The organism is Chlamydia abortus (assembly GCF_002895085.1).
Classification (GTDB): domain Bacteria; phylum Chlamydiota; class Chlamydiia; order Chlamydiales; family Chlamydiaceae; genus Chlamydia; species Chlamydia abortus.
The window spans coordinates 1,019,666-1,039,097 of sequence record NZ_CP024084.1; the positions used below are offsets into that span (position 1 = coordinate 1,019,666).

The following is a 19,432-nucleotide window of genomic DNA, read 5'->3' on the forward strand; positions in this document are numbered from 1 at the left end:
TATATCTTGTGACGATGTCTCAATCCCCTGGTTCGCTTTCAGATACTGAAGATTCCCCAGAAAAAACTACAGACTGGGACGCAGGATTCTCCCAAGGTTTTTCAGAAGGAGAAGCCTCGGGATATGATAAGGCATTTCAAGAACTATTATCTCTAATTCAGATATTCCGAAAGCTATCGATCCGTATGCTCTCTGAAATAGAGAAAATCCCTCAACAACTCAAACCTGACCTTGTAGAACTCGCTATTCTTACCTGCGAAAAATTCCTCTATAAAAAATTAGATAATGTGGAAGAGCTTGCGCTTTTGATTTCGTCAGCTCTACAACAGCATACCTCCTTACGATCTTTATCTCCGGTAAAGATTTTCCTTCATCCTGAAGACCATAAGAAACTAAATGATTGGATAGCCACGCATGAAATCCCCATGATTAAACATGCAGAGTTTCTCCCCGACATCTCTTGCAAAAAATCCAGCTATAAAATGGAGGTTCCCTCAGGAATCCTAAGACAAGAAATTGGAGAAGAACTAGATCATTTGCTTTCTGTTTTAACAGTATGACACATTTAAACTACGAAAAATCCCAACTGCACTATTGGCAGCCTTACCGTACGTGTGGACTGCTTTCTAGGGTTTCTGGAAATCTCTTAGAAGTTCAGGGGCTTTCTGCATGTCTCGGAGAACTCTGCCGCATCTGCACTCCCAAATATCCCGATATACTTGCTGAAGTTATCGGTTTCCATAACCAAACAACATTGCTCATGTCCCTATCTCCTATGCATCATGTGGCTTTAGGTTCGGAAGTGCTTCCCCTACGTCGTCCACCCTCACTCCACCTCTCGGATCATCTTCTTGGTCGTGTTATTGATGGATTTGGGAACCCTTTGGACAACAAAGAAAGTCTCCCAAAAACACAGATAAAACCGTTAATTTCTCCGCCTCCATCTCCCATGTCACGTCAACCTATTCAAGAGATTTTCCCTACAGGGATTAAGGCAATCGATGCATTTTTAACCTTGGGGAAAGGACAACGCATCGGAGTATTTTCAGAACCGGGAAGTGGGAAATCTTCACTATTATCCGCCATTGCGTCAGGATCAAAATCTACTATTAATGTCATTGCCCTGATTGGCGAAAGAGGACGTGAAGTTCGTGAGTATATAGAACAACATGCTTCAGGACTAAAACATCATCGGACCATCATTGTTGCCTCTCCCGCACATGAAACAGCACCTACAAAAGTGATTTCCGGGCGTGCTGCCATGACTATCGCGGAATATTTCCGAGATCAAGGACATGATGTGTTATTTATTATGGACTCGCTATCACGATGGATAGCCGCACTACAAGAAGTTGCGTTGGCAACAGGAGAAACACTAGCAGCACACCATTATGCCGCCTCTGTTTTCCATCATGTTTCTGAATTTACAGAACGTGCTGGAAATAACGAACGCGGTTCGATAACAGCTCTTTATGCTATTTTATACTATCCCAACCATCCGGATATTTTTACTGATTATCTTAAATCTCTCTTAGATGGGCATTTCTTCCTTACGCATCAGGGGAAAGCTCTAGCCTCTCCCTCTATTGATATTCTTCTTAGCTTATCAAGATCGGCGAAAAAACTTGCCCTTCCTCATCACTATGCAGCTGCGGAAAAGCTGCGTAGCTTACTCAAAACATATCAAGAAGCTTTAGATATTATCCATTTAGGAGCCTACAGTCCCGGACACGATAAAGATCTCGATGATGCTGTAAAAATCCTTCCTAGCATAAAAAACTTCCTTTCGCAGCCTTTGTCCAGTTACTGTCAGTTGGAAAATACTTTGAAAGAGTTGGAGGCTTTGGTAAATCTTGAATAAGAAATTAGCAGCCTTATCTAGCCTATCCAAGATAGAAATTTATCATTCTTTATTAAAAGTACGACACTTTAAAAGTGAAAAGCATTATCTATCTCAAGAGCTTGTTAATATAAAAGAGCGCATGACGCTAGTTTCTAAAGTCAGGAAGGAGCAGTTTTTATACCGAAATAACATCGAGCATTACAATTCACTTTTAGAACACTTGCAAACATTACAAGTCTCTATTTATAAACAACACGATATCTCGTGTAATCGCCTACAAGAGCATCAAAGTAAATTACTAGAATTAATTAACCGTAGAAAAATCATCGAAAAGATCAAGAATAATAAGTATTCTAAATATCAAGAGATAGGAACGCAAGGCTAACTGTAATGACCGACTCTGTAACCTTCCCGTCTGTCGTGGACATGTCTTCACTAACAGAAAAACTCAAGTCTATTAATCAGGAGCATTTATTAGATTCGTGGTCGTCCCTTTCTCAAAAACAACAACAGCGTCTCTATCACCAAATTTCGTCTATAGACATAGACCTTTTCCATAAACAAAGACAACTGATCACTTCTCCAAGACCTATCCTAAAAGATTTTCATCCCTTAACCTCTTTCACTTCCTCAGGAGAAGATCCTGAAAGAACTCAAGTAGGGACAAATCTCCTCAAGGAAAAGAAAGTCGCTTGTGTTGTTCTTGCTGGAGGCCAAGGATCTAGATTGAAATGTGACGGACCTAAAGGCTTGTTCCCTGTATCTCCTATCAAAAAGAAGCCCTTATTCCAGCTTGTTGCTGAAAAAGTCTGTGCAGCAAGCAAACTGGCAAATCAACCTTTGCCTTTAGCTTTTATGACATCACCTCTAAATAATCGTCAGACGCGTTCCTATTTCGAATCTAATGATTATTTCCATCTTGATCCCAACCAAGTAGACTTTTTCTGCCAACCTCTTTGGCCTTTATTATCCTTATCGGGCGATCTGTTCCTTGAGGATACGGACACTTTATCCTTAGGGCCTAATGGAAATGGTTGCCTAGCAACTCTTCTCTATACCTCAGGGTTATGGGAAAAATGGAAGAAAGCAGGAATTGAAATGGTGAGCGTGATCCCTATCGACAATCCTCTAGCCCTACCTTTTGATGTAGAACTTTGTGGATTCCATGGTATGGAAAATAACGATGTCACTATTAAAGCTGCTTTACGACAAACCGCGATTGAAGATGTGGGCATCTTAGTCAAATCTAATGACTCTGGGAAAACCTCCGTCATTGAATATTCTGAAATACCCCAAAATGAAAGATTTGCTACGAACTCGGATGGCACGCTAAAGTATTGCCTAGCCAATATCGGTCTCTATTGCTTATCTATGGATTTCATTGCCCATGCGGCCATGCGCGAACTTCCTCTTTATAAAGCTCATAAACATGCAAAACAGTTAGGGCTATATTCCTCAGAGAAAAACTCTTGGAAATTCGAAGAATTTATCTTCGACCTCTTTTGCTATAGCGAACGTTGCCAAACGCTTGTGTACCCCCGTCAAGAATGTTTCGCACCACTAAAAAATCTTGAAGGCAACCATAGTCCTGCTACTGTCAGAGAAGCTCTTTCCGCTAGGGAACGTCAAATCTTCCATAAAGTTACTGGGAAAAAACTTTCTCCAAACACAACATTTGAATTAGAAGCCGATTTTTATTATCCTTCAACCTCTACTTCCCTACACTGGGAAAATAAAGCGTTTTTCGAGGAACCATTTTTTGAGGCCTCATGAAAGAGAAAATTGCCTACTTAGGTATGGGCATTTGGGGATTTTGCCTTGCTTCCTTATTAGCGCATAAGGGTTATCGTGTAGTAGGATGGGCTCGTAATCCTGAATTAGTTGCGCAACTACAAACTGAGCACCGGCATCCCCAAGCTCCTGATATGCCAATCCATCCGAATTTGTCATTCACTACAGATATGGTGGAGGCGGTGGACGGTGCTTCCATGATTGTGGAGGCGGTCTCTTCCGCAGGAATACGCCCAGTATCTAAACAGCTAAAAACAATTACCGACCTCAAGGTGCCTTTTGTCATTACCTCTAAAGGTATTGAGCAGCATACCGGACTCCTCCTCAGTGAAATCGTTGTGGAGATTTTCGGCAGCCAGGCTTCCCGATATCTCGGTTATCTCAGCGGGCCTTCTATAGCAAGAGAAGTCCTTAAAGGCTGTCCTTGTTCTGTTGTCATCAGTGCGTATGACCCTGACACCTTGAAAAAAATACATCATGCTTTTCTCACCCCGAAGTTTCGTGTGTATCCCAACAGTGATCTTAAAGGCGTAGCTCTCGGTGGTGCTCTAAAAAATATCATCGCTATTGCCTGTGGGATTTCTGATGGATTCCAATTTGGAGATAACGCTAAGTCAGGATTAGTCACTCGTGGTCTTCATGAAATACGCAAATTTGCCACGATCATGGACTGCCGCCCCGATACGCTCTATGGCTTAGCCGGCCTTGGAGATCTTTGTACAACCTGTTTTTCTTCACTAAGTAGAAACACGAGGTTTGGGAAGCTCATAGCTCAGGGATTCACTCTCGAACAAGCAAAAGCAGAAATCGGCATGGTTGTAGAAGGTGCGTATACAGCCCTTTCCGCATATCAAATTGCTAAACATCATAAAATCGATATGCCGATCACTACAGGCATCTACCGCGTTTTATATGAAAATCTCGATATCAAAGAAGGTATCGCTGCACTCTTACAAAGAAATACTAAGGAAGAATATCTTTAAACATGGAGATAGGCTCTATTTGCTCATCTCCTTAGACAGAAGGCTCCTCCTACTGAGTTTTCATTTGTACATTTTTTTACCATTTGTTAAAGATGAATTTATAACGCATAGTAAATAAGGTCATCTACTAAATGAATAGCAAGCTGAAAAAGCACCTACGTTTAGCATCATTTTCTCTCCTAGCTTTATCAAGAATGTTCTCCTCCTTTGCCCTTAATGCTATGCCATCGGGGAATCCTGCAAGTCCTGTAATTCCTAATATTAATCCTGAACAAAAGGGAATGTGTGCTTTTGAAATCTGCAATAGCTACAATCTCTTTGCAGCACTGACCGGCAGCTTAAAAATAGGATTTTCCGGTGATTATGTTTTTTCAGAAAGTGCGCGTATAAGTAATGTTCCCGTAGTGACCTCAGTGACTACAATGAACACAGGTCCCTCGCCTACAGTCACCTCAACAACCAAAGACTTCGATTTTAATTTAAATGATTCTAAAGTGAGCTCTAGCTGTGTCTTTGCCTCAGTAGCTATCCAAGATACTTCACCAGCAGCTATCCCCCTTTTAGACATTAGTTTTGATGTGAAAATCGGTGGCTTAAAACAATACTACCGTCTTCCCCTGAACGCTTACCGAGATTATACCTCTTCTCCTCTAGCCTCCGAATCGCAAGTTACCGACGGTTTAGTAGAAGTTCAAAGCAATTATGGTTTCGTTTGGGATCTAAGTTTGAAAAAGATCCTTTGGAAAGATGGGATTTCTTTCATAGGTATTGGTGCGGATTATCGTCATGCCGCATGTCCAGTCAACTACATTGTTGTGAATAGTCAAGCCAACCCTGAAGTGTACTTCGAAGACTCTAAAGGAAAAATCAGCTATAAAGAATGGTCGGCAAATATCGGCATTACCACCTATGTAAACGATTACATTCTTCCTTATATTTCCGCTTCTGTAGGGAATGCTTCAAGGCAAGCCCCTGCCGATAGTTTCAAACGTTTGGAAAGCCAATTCACCAACTTGAAGTTTAAAGTGCGCAAAATCAATAACTTCCACCGAGTAAACTTTTGCTGTGGGGCTACTTGCTGCGCGTCTGACAACTTTTTCTATAATGTTGAAGGTCGTTGGGGTTGCCAACGCGCCATAAATGTAACCGCAGGTCTCCAATTCTAATAAGAACTAATTAACGTACGATACACGTTATGTATCAGTTTCAATGATGCTGCTATTAAGCTCCACTCTTGCTGCATAGCACGCATCTGAAGCTCCAACATCAATTGGTGTGTTTGCGCAAGGTCTCCATAATTTTGTACGTCAGCAAGGCAAGTGTTAAAGAAATTAAGTAAGCCTCCTTTAGCTGTTCCTGTAGCGATATCTATCTCACCATCAACAACCTTATGCTCTAAATCTTGTAATGTAATTATAGAAAAATCCAACCCCATAATCTTGTAAGAAGCTTCATACTCATTATTCCCAGGAATGAAAATCAGCGAGTTTAGATTCAACATCAGATTTTTCATCTGTGTTAACATAATCACTAACTCGCTGTCATACCCGCTAACGATATCCTGAAGTTGTTTTTTCTGATCATCAGTCAGCGTAGCATTCCCCTGAATGTTTTTAGAAATTTGCTTCAATAGGGCCTGAGCATTCTCAGCACTTTTAATATCATTTCTTAACTGCAGACGTTCCTCTTCATAGCGATCTACGATCATCTGATAGCCAAATTTAAAATTTGCCGTTCCTGATGTCTGAGAGATGTACGATCCTAAATTGTAAATAATAGGAGCAGAGTTGAAAGTCTTAATAACTTCTAAAAGCGGACTAAACAGATTCTGAGCATATCCTGAAAGGTTCAGCTCCCTTCCTAAAGCATATAAAGCTGTCTCTTGAGCAGGGATATATTTATCTAAAAGAATATAAGCAAACGCCGATTGAAAAGGCATTTTATTGACTATAGAACCCTCAACAGGAGCAAGCTCAGGAGCCGTCGTCAAAGCCTGAGGCGATGTCCTTTCTAAATGCTCTTGGAAAATCTTATTTGCTTGCTTGCGTAGCTCCTTATTCTCTTTTTCTGTTAATACTGTCTGCATCACCGCAATCTCAAAGCCTGTATCTAAAAAATCACGATTTAAAGATGAAACAAATTCCCTACGCAATCCCAATTCACTCGCTTCCTTGAGTAAATCTTGCATGATTTTTAGATGCGAAGCTACTTCATTCATTTTTGTATAATCAGCAGCAACTTCTGCAGGTGATACACGACGCTCTGCAAATTTTGGACCTTCAAAAATCTGATAGGGCTGTTGGTAACCTTGTATCGGGGAGTTTCTCATAACTGCTCCTATTTCAATCTACGTGTTAACTTCGCAAATATCTGATTCATTAATGCTAGAGCAGCACTAACCATAGTCCACTCTTGTTGAATTGCGGAAGACTCTAACTGCAGAGCTAACTGTTGGTTTTGGTTAAAAGTTGTAAAATTCAACTGGGTAGCTTCTAAACTCTGCAAAATCTGCTGTTCCCCGCCAGGAACAACACCATTTTCACCACCTTCAATAACAAAACTCTCAAAAGAAGCCAGAAAACGCGGCCAATCCTCAGACTCCTTGCCGTTGACCAAGATCTTAAAAGCTTCATCGTGATCGTCAGGATTATCTATAGGCTGAAACTGCATGTTATTTAGGAAAATAGACAAATTTCCTAAATTACGAATCAAAGCATCGAATTGAAATTGATATCCAGAAATAGTCTGACGGAGCTCTTGTGCTTGAGAAGCGGTTAACTCTTTATCTTGATTAATGCTTGCTAAAATCTTTGTGAGTTCCTCTTTTGCTCTCTGACAACGCGCAATATCACTTTGACAACGTATCTTTTCCTTACTCAAGACACTCTCGGCTTTACCTTTGGCATCAGTAAGAGCCTGAAGGTTCATCTGACGTAAATATATCGCAAGAGAATAGTAGACATCCGAAGTTTGGAAATTCGTAATATGATGAATGACTTGATTCATATACTTAGCAGCTTTATTAGAGAATGTCATCTGCACCCCTAAAGTCTCCAATACTTGCTGCTGATTCGGTAAATACTTATCTAAAAGCAAAGAGGAATAAACCATTTGTATCGGAGACGTCTTGACGAAAATATCTTTACCCTCAGACATGCTTGTGAAGTAATTCAACTTTGTAGGATCCATGGAAGCTTTCTGAGCCATCAGCTCCGCAGATTCTTGAGTCCATTTATTAATCTGCCCTTGGATTTGCGCAATTCCTTCATTCATTTTCTCGACAACATAATCATAGTCCGAACGCGATGCCTCTACTTTCGATTTAGTCATTAACTCAATACAATTCTGGAAAAACTCTGGGTTAAGATTCGTTGTACCATTATTAAATAACTTGATCCCTTGATACTCTGCCTGGGGATTAGAAACAAAGTTAGACATAGGTGCTTGTGAGATATCAAATCTAGTCACCACACGTTCGCTCCAATAATTTTTTTCTTGTGTCAGAGCTCTTTGATAATCCGATATTTGGGAGGAAGACTTCACTCCATATTGGGCCACACAAGCTAAATAAGCATATTGTAAACTTAAGAAATTCGCGAATTTAACGTCATCATTGATGCTCATAATATTCATGGACGTCATAAAAGTAGATATCCCATCTTTAATTTCCTGAGGCAGAGGATCTGTAACACTATCCGCATACTTCTCCATCAGCATACGATACACTCCACCAAGGACTAGGTAGCTCCGGGTCATACCACCTTGTATAGCGTTATAACCTGAACCACTTAAACCTGATGCCTCTGAGGAAACATCCCAAGCAGGGTTGAGTAAGTCCTTGAGAGAACTTACAAACTGGCGCATAAGCTCGATGATTTTGTTGGCTTCATCGATATTTAATGAACATACAGCAAGTCTAACGTTGAGTTCTTCAGATACAGGATAGGCTAAAGAGACCATGGCGTTATAAACGACCATCATGTTCTGCCAAAAATGAATCACTTTACTTTTTGGCGGGGCTTCTTTTCCCTGTAATTTCTCTATTGCAGCTACAAACTCTTTAGACAGAGCGTATAATGAATTATAATGATTTTCTGAGGGAGATCCCGCAGTAAATGCCTGTTTTAAAGTATTGAGCTTGACTTGATATTCTCTAACTAGAGTTTTCTCAGCTTCTGTAGAATCAAAGAGTCCACCTTGATCTACAGGTTTGACCCAATCTTCAAAATTCTTTTCAAGACCTTCTATATATACTTTTGCAGCAGCAAGATTTGGATCTTTAAGGATATTTTCAACTGTACTGGAATCTGAAGCAACTTTAGGAAGAGTAATTTTCCCATCAGAGAAATTATCAAAAACAGTATCCTCTACCAGCCCCGAAGACATTTGTGCAACAGGGAATTGAGATTCTGTCTCTTGCAACAAACCAAGAGCGTGTTTTAATCCTCTAGCTTTTTGGTCTAATTCTTGAAAAAGAAAGACCGCACTGGAAAACGGCGTTGTCATATCTACCTGATCACCAAGTAGTGCCGCCGTCACATTGCGATTAAAAGTGATATAAGAAGGTTGTATCGTCACTATGATTTATCCAGAAGAGATTAATTATTTTTCTAATTTTAAAATAAAAAAAATATTTCAAAAATAAAAAATAATTATCTTTCGAACTAAAACATAAATAACAAAGAACTTTGATTATTTAATTATTTTTAATTCGTTTTCTATTCTGAATAATTCATCCGTGATCGCTTGAGGAAGGTCAGACCCAAAGATCTTACAATACTCACGCACATTGGCAACCTCCTTAAGCCATCCAGGAACATCCACAGATAGTAGATCCTGTAGAGCTTGCGTAGATAAGTTCAACCCTTCTAAGTTTAATGCAGACTCTTCCGGTAAGTAACCAATAGGCGTTTTCTTAGCGATCGACTCCTCACCATTTGTTCTGCGGAAAATCCATTCTAACACACGAAGGTTATCACTAAACCCAGGCCAGATAAAATTGCCGTTCTTATCCTTGCGGAACCAGTTCACACCATAGATCTTTGGTAATTTTAAACTTGTATTAGAAGCAAAAGATAACCAATGATCAAAATAGTGCGCCATGTTGTAACCACAGAAAGGCAACATCGCAAAAGGATCATGGCGTAACTTACCCTGCTCACCAACACTCGCTGCAGTAGTTGCAGAAGACATACTTGCACCAATGGTGACCCCATGTTGCCAACTTAAAGCTTCATAAACTAAGGGTATAGTTTCAGAACGACGACCACCAAAAATCATTGCTTCTATCGGTACCCCTTCCGGACTATTCCATTGAGGGTCTAAAACAGGACACTGTTGCACCGGTGTGGTAAACCTCGAATTCGGATGTGCAGCAGGAGCCCCTCCTGGTTTCCAAGGCTTCCCTTGCCAATCGATCAGACCTTCAGGAGGTTGACTTGTCAGTCCTTCCCACCAAACATCTCCATCAGGAGTCAAAGCAACATTGGTAAAGATGGAATTCGAGGTGCACGTAGCTAAGGCATTAGGATTTGTAGTTGCCGATGTTCCCGGAGCAACACCAAAAAAACCAAATTCAGGATTTACAGCATAGAGCCTTCCGTCTGGGCCAGGGCGTATCCAAGCAATATCATCACCCACACATTCGACTTTCCATCCAGGGATCTTCGGCTTTAACATGGCTAAATTCGTCTTACCACACGCACTCGGGAAAGATGCGGCAAAATACTTCTTCTGACCTTCAGGGTTGGTCACGCCTATAATCAACATATGCTCAGCAAGCCAACCTTGCGAACGCGCTATATATGAAGCTAAACGCAAAGCCACACATTTCTTTCCAAGTAAAGCATTGCCTCCATAACCACTACCAAATGACATCACACTACTGTCATCTTGGAAATGCACAATACGCATATGCTGAGGATTACACGGCCATGCTAAGTCTTTTTCCCCGGGGGCCAAAGGAACGCCCACACTATGCAAACATTTATGGAAAGACCCTGAGGTTCCTAGAGCCTTTAATACTTCTTCTCCCATACGGGTCATGATCTTCATAGAACACACAACATAAGGAGAGTCCGTAATTTCAACACCAATAAGAGAAAATGGAGAATTTAAAGGTCCCATGCAAAAAGGAACGACATAGAGTGTTCTTCCGCGCATACAGCCACGGAATAGACCATGTAGCTCCTGACGCATCTCTTCAGGATCACGCCAGTTATTCGTCGGACCCGCATCTTTTTGTTCTTTCGTGCAAATAAAAGTAAACTGTTCAACACGAGCAACGTCTTCAGGAGAAGAGCGAACTAGAAAACAATTTGGATGTACATCACGATTTAAAGGAATAGCCACGCCTGATTGTTGCATTAGGCCATAGATTTCAACATATTCAGAATCAGAGCCATTGCATATACGTATGTCCTTAGGAGTTACTAATTCAGCAACTTCTTGGATCCATTGTTTTAAATCTTTATGCTGAATTGCTTCACTCCATACACTGGTCATACCATATTCCCTTTGCGTTTCTTGAATTGATCTAGGTGTTCTAAAGCCTTGCCTGTGCCTAAACACACAGCAAGTAAAGGATGAGGTGCCGTAATTACAGAAAGTCCCGTGTTTTTACTCAAAGCCTTGTCGAGACCTTTGATTAAAGCCCCGCCTCCAGCTAAGACCATGCCACGTTCAACTAAATCCGCAGAAAGCTCAGGTGGGCATTTCTCTAAAGTTAAACGGACACATTCAATAATTTGTTGGATAGGCTCCGCTAAACATTCACGAATTTCTACAGAATTAATCCTTTTTGTAATAGGTAACCCGGCAACTTGATCACGACCACGAACTTCCATTTCAAGTTCATGATCTCCTAAGGGATACGCAGAACCAATAGTAATCTTAATTTCTTCAGCAGTGCGCGGGCCAATCATGAGGTTATACGTACGACGCATGTAATTGATAATGCACTCATCAAACTCATCGCCAGCAATACGTAAAGAACGCGACTCAACTATCCCCCCTAAAGAGATGATAGCAATCTCAGTGGTTCCTCCACCAATATCAATAATCATACTGGCGGCGGGCTCATGAACAGGAAGATCTACTCCAATCGCTGCCGCCATCGGCTCCTCTATCAAAATGACTTCTTGAGCTCCAGCATGTAAAGCGGAGTCTTCAACAGCCCGCTTTTCAACTCCAGTGATCCCAGAAGGCACAGCTATTAAAATTCGTGGACGAAACATACTACGAGAAGGAGTAACACGCTTGATTAACGCTTTTAACATGCCTTCCGCTATTTCAAAATCTGCAATCACACCGTCTTTCATAGGACGAACAGCCATGATCTTACGAGGGGTTTTCCCCAACATAGCCTTAGCTTTATGACCAACAGCAAGAACCGTGTGAGTTTGAGCATCTACAGCGACTACAGAAGGCTCACTGAGCACAATACCACGCCCACGAACATACACTAAAGTGTTCGCTGTTCCTAAATCGATGCCAACATTACCAGAAAAAAAGTTGAAAACTTTATCAAAACGACCTAGAGTCTTGTTGTACAAGCGATTAGACAGATTCTTAATTTTAAATAAGCTTCGATGTGGGCTCATAGCATCATATCTGTAGCAATTCTAGTACTTCTTCCCAAGTCAACTTGGAAACGACTTCATCATCAGAGTTGATCACTTTCTTTACAAGGCTCTTTTTCCTATTTTGCAGCGTTAGAATTTTTTCTTCGATTGTATTTAACGTAACTAACTTATACGAAGACACCGAACGATTCTGCCCTATACGATGCACACGATCTGTCGCCTGATTTTCTACAGCAGGGTTCCACCACATATCATAGTGAATTACTGTATCCGCACCAACAAGGTTCAACCCCGTTCCCCCCGCTTTTAAAGAAATCAAGAAGACTAATAAGCCAGGATCCTCGTTAAACTGGTTAACTATTTCCAATCTGTTCTTGGTGGAACCATCCAAATAAACAAAACGAACTCCACGCGCCTCTAAGTCCTTTTTAATGATACTCAACATCTTGGTGTACTGACTAAAGAGGACCGTTTTATGTCCTGTCTCCACAAGAGAAGAAAGAAGATCCATCAGCAAGTCATACTTTGCGGAATCTCCTGGCTCAGGAACGTCTTTGGCAAAAATAGCAGGGTGACAACAGATCTGCTTTAAACGAGTAAGTGTGGCAAGAACGTGAATATGAATACGATCAAAACCTTCTTGTTTCACCAAACGAGAAAGCTCTTTCTTCGCTGAAGCTGCGTAAGAATGATACAGTTCTTTCTGCGAATCTGTAAGATGACAGTGATACAGAATCTCCGAAACAGGAGGCAGATCTTCCAAGACATCTTCTTTCATACGACGAAGAATAAATGGTGCTACCTTCTTCTTCAACGCCACCATATTGTCGGTCTTATTCCCCATATAGTTGCCAGTACGGATGTATTTACCAACAAAGCGATCGTAACTGCTTAATAAACCGGGCATTAAGAAATCGAATAAACTCCACAACTCTTCCAAAGAGTTTTCAATCGGCGTACCCGTGAGAATTAATCTATGCCCCGAACGAATCATTTTTACAGATTTCGCATTACGCGTTGTACGGTTCTTAATATGATGCGCTTCATCTAAAACTACATAATCAAAGACAAAATCCTTATAGACATCGATATCCTTTTGTAATAGGTTATACGAGGTAATGGCAACGTCGTAATCCGACAACGTAGCCAGCTGTCTACGTCTATGTGAAGGGACTCCATCAATAATCACAGCCTTAAATTCCGGATTGAATTTACGGAACTCTTCTTTCCAATTGTATACCAAAGAAGTCGGGCAGACAATTAACGAACATCCCTTGCCCTTCTCTAACTTACTTTGCGTAATCGCAATAATTGCTTGTAAGGTCTTTCCAAGCCCCATGTCATCGGCAAGAATACCATTGAGATGCATCTTTCTAAGACGTTCTAACCAATGAATTCCTTCAGTTTGATAACTACGCAATGTTGCCTGTATCTGCTCAGGAACCTCTTGGAATTTAAAATCAACTTCTCCACGAATTTGTTTTTGTATTTCCGCCAACTTTTTCGTCATTTTGAAGTTAACCGGAAGACCTTTGAATAGCCCTGGAGAAATCCCTGTCAGACTCCATAAAGGACACTTCTCTACAAAATCATCCAAGACTTTAAAACCGATTTCATTAAAGATCTGAATTACTGGAGAGATCTTCTCTAAGTCTAAAACCAAAATACAAGGAAGTTTTGTAGAACCTGAAGCTCTTCCTCTGCGCGTCTTGACATGCCGCCCTTTTTTTGGCAACTCTAAGAAACGTTTCTTAGCACTTATGCAATCCCAAAGCAGGTCTAAGCTAATGCCTTTCAAGTAACCGTTGACTTTCAGTTCTGCTTCATAAGTATTGACTTCAGAACCTTCTCTGAAAGCAAGATCAAAGACAGTTTCATCATAAATAAACTGATCCGAAAGGGTCTCAGGACAATTAAATGTTATCCTGTGTTGGTTATTCGGAATAGTTTCTGTCATAAACTCTACGATTTTCTTTTCACTTTTTACATGAAAAGCCCCGTCCCGCTCGTCATAAATAAAACCAGAAAAGACTTCGTCTATGATCTTGCGCTCTTCAACAAGATTTCTTGCTAGAATACCATCTTCACGAATAAACGCACGGATCTCATCAAATTGCAAAGAAAAAGGAACAGCAGGAACCCTAAGATCATCATAAATGAAATACAACTTTGCCTCTAACTCTCCATCCAAGTAACTGATATTGCATTCACCTCGAACATCCTCAACATAAGGAAGAGTGACAAATGAATTCAGAACTTCGACATTAGAAACCTCTGCATATTCCTTAAACACAAGAAGAGCATTTTCGCGGAAAGAACCAAATAAAGCTTCTGGTATAGTAACATCACGCAACTTCGAGAAAGAACGTAAGTGCGCACGCCGAATCTGAGGAGCAAAATGGTGGTATACATTGTTATGGATAATACCAGGAACATTCGATTCCAAAAGAATCGCTTGCTCCGGCTGAAGGGTGTCATCATCCACAAGGATCAATGGCGTCATTAATAATGCTTTGTACGGAGTATCGAAAAAGTCTAAATCAAACTTCATCTTAGCTGGAGTCACTGACCAATATAAAGGCTCCTCAAGATTCCCACAGAATATTCCTGAGAAACTTTCTTTCTCTCCAGATTGACAACCTCCACGATCCGCCATTTGATGTTCATACATCTTGGCTAAAATGACACCTAAAGAGGTTAACGTAAGGTACGCAGATTTTAACAATTTCTCTTCAGGCGGTTGGTTAGCATAACGAACATAACGAATCAGCAAATCTATAAGCTTACGATCAGAAGCATTAAACGATTGCATGGTGAAAAAGAAGTGCCGTCCGTTCAAGATAATAGGCTCTTGATACAACACTCCTTCCAAAAATGTTTTAATATTTGAAATGTAAAATGGTTTAGAACGCCCAGGAAAACGTAACACTAATTGAAATTCTACATGCTGATTCGGACGGAATACTTCATCATTGGAAGCAACAAATAAAACAGCAAGCTCTGCAGAATTCTTCTCAAGATATTCCTGAGGAAGGAAAAATGGATTTGCGCTTAATACGTTAGCCGCATGAATGTACTCGCTTAAGATTTCTTTTTGATGAGCACGGTCTTTTCTTTCTTCTTCTCTATTTGCAGCAGCGACAAAAGTTTCCTGAAGCTCTTTTTTAACATCTTCGTTGATCTCTTGATTCGTCTCTAAGTTAGCTTCTTGAGAATACGCCACGACCATTTCATTGAAATACCTTTCTAAATAAAACAGCAGCGCGACTATATGCTGACAATCATAGTTATAAGAGCAGTCACAGTTGGAATCTATGGTATCGGATTTCGATCGGTCAACTTCTATTTCACATTCATATACGTTGTCATATAGCCCTCGAACCTGCGCTCCTATGCAGACTGATTCTCCATTCATAGACAGGATTTTCGCATTAATCACAGCTCCTTGGTCAAAAAGTTCCTTGCCATCTTGCAAAATGTTAGCTGTAAAATCCCTTCGTAATTTGCGAAAATTGAGCATTTCTCCTCTAAATTATAGAGTTCTGATTGAATCAGCTTACTTGTACCTGTTTACCCATGCTAAATCAATGAAAAATTTTATCAGGCCTTTTCTCTTGTATTTTCACCCGCTTTGTTGCACTAACTATTACTCCTGTAATTGACTAGTCATTGATAAAAACTCATCAAATATCTAGAATGTTGCTTTTCTTGCGGGTGTAGCTCAGTGGTAGAGCGCCACGTTGCCAACGTGAAGGTCGTGAGTTCAAGCCTCATCACCCGCTTTTCCTTCCAGAAAAGCTTCAAAGGGTAGTCTTGTGTCGCGAAATTTTTCTAACGAACAATTTTCTGTTAATTTAGAAGAACAGCCTGGGTGTGTTGTTTCTGCTGAAGTAAAAACTACACCTCAACTGTTAGATAAGCTGCATAAACAGGCTATAAAGAAGATAAAGAAAGATGTCATTTTGCCAGGGTTTCGCAAAGGCAAAGCTCCTGACGGAATTATCGTTTCTCGCTACCCCAGCCAAGTCACTAAAGAATTAAATCAACTACTCATTCAATCAGCCTATCAGGCTTTAGCCTCTGTGGGAGACCGAAGACCTCTTTCCCCACAAGCTATCAAATCGACTTCGGTAACAAAAGCAGATATCAATGAAGGTGGTCAAGTCAACTTTACCTATGAGGCTTTCCCAACGATTTCTGATATCCCTTGGGATAAACTCTCCCTATCAGAAGAACCTGCTGTAAAAGATATTACTGATGAAGAAATGGAAAAAGGCTTACAGAATATTTCTTATTTCTTCGCAACTAAAACTCCTGTAACTCGTACTTCTCAAGAAGGCGACTTCATCTCACTATCTCTTCATGTATCCAAACAAAATGAAGAAGGCGTCCCTACACCAATTTTTGAAAATAAATACTTCAAACTTTGTGAAGAGGAAATGACCGACGCTTTCAAAACTAAGTTTCTAGGCATTTCTGCAGGTCACCGTGTGACTGAAATTATCGCATCCCCCGAAATCCAATCATTCCTCAACGGAGATGTTTTAACTTTTACTGTTAACGCGGTTATTGAAGTTGTTGCTCCTGAGCTTGATGATGATAAAGCTCGTCAGCTACAAGCTGAATCCCTAGAAGATTTAAAGAAAAAGCTACGCATTCAATTAGAAAATCAAGCAAAAGATAGACAACACCAACAGTGCTTTGCTGAGGCAGAAAATGCCTTGGCAAGTATTATCGATTTCGACCTTCCCACATCGATGTTAGAAGATCGTTTAGCTATGCTAACCAGAGCAAAACTACTCAACGCTCGATTGATTCAATATTGTTCTGATGAAGAACTAGAAAATAAAAAATCAGATTTATTAAAAGAAGCGGAATTAGAAGCTAAAAAAACTTTAAAACTGTTTTTCCTAGCGAATAAGATTTTCAATGATGAAAAGCTTGTGATCAGTCGTGAAGAGCTTCAATATATGATGGATGTATGTTCTAGGGAACGTTATGGCATGCAGCCTCCTCGAGATATCTCTAAAGAAGCTTTACAAGAATTAGTGATGGCAGCTCGTGATCGCTTAACTTACCATAAAGCTATGGAAAAAGTTCTAGCCAAAGCAAAAGAATCAGCGACAGCGCCCTCTGCATAATTGAGCTAGAGGAAAACACTTGACCCAAGAAAGTCTTAAACATAGAATTCAACATTTTAATGTGTAGGCTTGTTTTCAAGTAAAACAGCATAAAAAAATAAATATGTGTATTGTTGGAATTGCTTTTCCGCTTCTGGGTATATAGGCGGAGAAGAAACTATTTTGAGAGGAAATGCAAATGACATTGGTGCCTTATGTGGTCGAGGATACAGGTCGTGGCGAGCGTGCCATGGATATTTACTCGCGTCTTTTAAAAGATCGCATTGTAATGATTGGCCAAGAAATTACCGAGCCCCTCGCTAATACCGTCATAGCACAACTACTTTTCCTCATGTCCGAAGATCCTAAAAAGGACATTAAAGTTTTCATTAACTCCCCAGGAGGGTATATCACAGCTGGATTGGCTATCTATGATACTATTCGTTTCTTAGGTTGTGATGTAAATACTTATTGCATAGGTCAAGCGGCTTCTATGGGAGCTTTACTACTTTCTGCAGGGACTAAAGGTAAGCGTTATGCTCTACCTCACAGTCGGATGATGATCCATCAGCCTTCAGGAGGAATTATAGGAACTTCTGCTGATATTCAGTTACAAGCTGCAGAAATCTTAACATTAAAAAAACACCTTGCAAACATTCTTTCCGAGTGCACAGGACAACCTGTAGAAAAAATCATAGAAGATTCTGAAAGAGATTTCTTTATGGGAGCTGAAGACGCAATCTCCTATGGTTTAATTGATAAAGTGGTCTCTTCAGCAAAAGACACGAAAGATAAGGACACCATCTCCTAGAGAGTCATTATGAACAAAAAAAATCTCACCATCTGCTCTTTTTGTGGGCGTTCTGAAAAAGATGTGGAAAAATTGATAGCAGGTCCCTCTGTCTATATTTGTGATTACTGTATTAAGTTGTGCTCAGGGATTTTAGATAAAAAGCCAACATCTACATCATCCTCAGGAGCATCCACAGAAACAGCCCCTCAGCATCCGGATCTTCAAGTGCTCACTCCAAAAGAGATCAAAAAACATATTGATAAGTATGTTGTCGGTCAAGAAAGAGCAAAGAAAACCATCGCTGTCGCTGTATACAATCACTACAAACGTATACGTGCTTTATTAAACAACAAACACGTCAGCTATGGAAAGTCCAATGTTTTGCTTTTGGGCCCTACAGGATCGGGAAAAACCCTTATTGCTAAAACTTTAGCAAAAATCTTAGATGTACCTTTCACAATTGCTGATGCAACTACGCTTACCGAAGCGGGCTATGTCGGCGAAGATGTGGAAAACATTGTTTTACGACTATTACAAGCTGCGGATTACGATGTCGCAAGAGCAGAACGGGGTATCATTTACATCGACGAAATTGATAAAATTGGTAGAACTACAGCGAATGTTTCCATCACCCGAGATGTTTCTGGCGAAGGTGTTCAACAAGCTCTATTAAAAATTATAGAAGGTACTACCGCCAATGTCCCTCCTAAAGGAGGACGTAAACACCCTAACCAAGAGTATATCCGTGTAAATACGGAGAACATTCTTTTCATAGTTGGTGGTGCTTTCGTAAATTTAGACAAGATTATCGCCAAACGCTTAGGGAAAACTACCATAGGTTTCTCTGATGACCTCGGAGATTTCTCTCAAAAGGATCGTGATCACCTACTCACAAAAGTAGAAACAGAAGACCTGATTGCTTTTGGTATGATTCCTGAGTTTGTTGGTCGATTCAATTGTATTGTGAACTGCGAAGAGCTTTCCTTGGATGAACTCGTGGCTATTCTTACCGAACCCACCAATGCCATTGTGAAGCAGTATATCGAGTTATTCTCAGAAGAAAATGTAAAGTTGATCTTCGAAAAAGAAGCTCTGTATGCTATAGCGAAAAAAGCCAAGCTGGCGAAAACTGGAGCCAGAGCTTTAGGTATGATTTTAGAAAACTTACTCCGAGATCTAATGTTTGAGATCCCTTCTGATCCTACAGTAGAAGCTATACAGATTCAAGAAGACACGATCTTAGAGAATAAAGCTCCGGTAATTATCAGAAGAGCTCCAGAAGCTATAGCTTAAATTTCTCTTCTTCGTTATTTAGGGAT

Annotated in this window: 14 protein-coding genes and 1 tRNA gene; 10 read left to right on the top strand and 5 right to left on the bottom strand. The window is 40.4% G+C overall.

The window, feature by feature from the left end:
• Window positions 1-14 precede the first annotated feature (14 nt).
• The 6 genes from CHAB577_RS04605 to CHAB577_RS04630 all read left to right on the top strand — a co-directional run bounded on the left by CHAB577_RS04605 (window position 15) and on the right by CHAB577_RS04630 (window position 5,783).
• Entirely contained in the window at window positions 15-560 is a 546-nt protein-coding gene (locus CHAB577_RS04605; RefSeq protein ID WP_172600730.1) for a FliH/SctL family protein, read from the top strand.
• Window positions 557-1,861: a FliI/YscN family ATPase gene (locus CHAB577_RS04610; RefSeq protein WP_006344480.1), complete on the top strand. Its 1,305-nt coding sequence runs from the start codon at window positions 557-559 to the stop codon at window positions 1,859-1,861. The genes CHAB577_RS04605 and CHAB577_RS04610 overlap by 4 nt, the downstream gene beginning before the upstream one ends.
• Window positions 1,854-2,228 (top strand): hypothetical protein, encoded by a 375-nt coding sequence (locus tag CHAB577_RS04615; RefSeq protein WP_011097394.1) that lies wholly within the window; start codon window positions 1,854-1,856, stop codon window positions 2,226-2,228. Before CHAB577_RS04610 ends, CHAB577_RS04615 begins: the two co-directional genes overlap by 8 nt.
• A 5-nt stretch (window positions 2,229-2,233) precedes the next feature.
• On the top strand, window positions 2,234-3,616 hold the full coding sequence (locus tag CHAB577_RS04620; protein ID WP_011097395.1) for a UTP--glucose-1-phosphate uridylyltransferase: 1,383 nt from the start codon (window positions 2,234-2,236) through the stop codon (window positions 3,614-3,616).
• Window positions 3,613-4,617, top strand: a complete 1,005-nt coding sequence (locus tag CHAB577_RS04625) for an NAD(P)H-dependent glycerol-3-phosphate dehydrogenase (RefSeq protein ID WP_011097396.1) — start codon at window positions 3,613-3,615, stop codon at window positions 4,615-4,617. Before CHAB577_RS04620 ends, CHAB577_RS04625 begins: the two co-directional genes overlap by 4 nt.
• Window positions 4,618-4,748: 131 nt before the next feature.
• A complete protein-coding gene (locus CHAB577_RS04630) occupies window positions 4,749-5,783 on the top strand; it encodes a membrane protein (RefSeq protein WP_011097397.1) in 1,035 nt (344 codons plus the stop codon).
• Here the strand turns inward: CHAB577_RS04630 and CHAB577_RS04635 are convergent.
• From CHAB577_RS04635 to CHAB577_RS04655, 5 genes are all read right to left on the bottom strand, one after another.
• The gene (locus CHAB577_RS04635; RefSeq protein WP_011097398.1) at window positions 5,780-6,946 is read right to left on the bottom strand and encodes a CT620/CT621 family type III secretion system effector; all 1,167 of its coding nucleotides are present in this window, start codon (window positions 6,944-6,946) and stop codon (window positions 5,780-5,782) included. The genes CHAB577_RS04630 and CHAB577_RS04635 overlap by 4 nt on opposite strands.
• Before the next feature lie 8 nt (window positions 6,947-6,954).
• Window positions 6,955-9,195, bottom strand: coding sequence for a CT620/CT621 family type III secretion system effector (locus CHAB577_RS04640; protein WP_006344486.1), 2,241 nt, complete (start codon window positions 9,193-9,195; stop codon window positions 6,955-6,957).
• Window positions 9,196-9,309: 114 nt separating this feature from the next.
• A complete protein-coding gene (locus CHAB577_RS04645) occupies window positions 9,310-11,121 on the bottom strand; it encodes a phosphoenolpyruvate carboxykinase (GTP) (protein WP_011097399.1) in 1,812 nt (603 codons plus the stop codon).
• The gene (locus tag CHAB577_RS04650) at window positions 11,118-12,218 is read right to left on the bottom strand and encodes a rod shape-determining protein (protein WP_006343575.1); all 1,101 of its coding nucleotides are present in this window, start codon (window positions 12,216-12,218) and stop codon (window positions 11,118-11,120) included. Before CHAB577_RS04650 ends, CHAB577_RS04645 begins: the two co-directional genes overlap by 4 nt.
• Window positions 12,219-12,222: 4 nt before the next feature.
• Complete coding sequence (locus tag CHAB577_RS04655; RefSeq protein WP_011097401.1) at window positions 12,223-15,720, bottom strand: DEAD/DEAH box helicase; 3,498 nt, start codon at window positions 15,718-15,720, stop codon at window positions 12,223-12,225.
• Window positions 15,721-15,910: 190 nt separating this feature from the next.
• On the opposite strand from CHAB577_RS04655, the gene CHAB577_RS04660 reads away from it, so the two are divergent.
• From CHAB577_RS04660 to clpX, 4 genes are all read left to right on the top strand, one after another.
• Window positions 15,911-15,982 (top strand) — tRNA-Gly (locus tag CHAB577_RS04660).
• Window positions 15,983-16,015: 33 nt separating this feature from the next.
• Entirely contained in the window at window positions 16,016-17,341 is a 1,326-nt protein-coding gene (gene tig, locus CHAB577_RS04665; protein ID WP_011097402.1) for a trigger factor, read from the top strand.
• 178 nt (window positions 17,342-17,519) lie between these two features.
• Window positions 17,520-18,131 carry an ATP-dependent Clp protease proteolytic subunit gene (locus CHAB577_RS04670; protein WP_006343578.1) on the top strand — a complete coding sequence of 204 codons (612 nt, stop codon included), beginning with the start codon at window positions 17,520-17,522 and terminating at the stop codon, window positions 18,129-18,131.
• Window positions 18,132-18,140: 9 nt separating this feature from the next.
• Window positions 18,141-19,406, top strand: a complete 1,266-nt coding sequence (gene clpX / locus CHAB577_RS04675; RefSeq protein WP_086393205.1) for an ATP-dependent Clp protease ATP-binding subunit ClpX — start codon at window positions 18,141-18,143, stop codon at window positions 19,404-19,406.
• Window positions 19,407-19,432 lie beyond the last annotated feature (26 nt).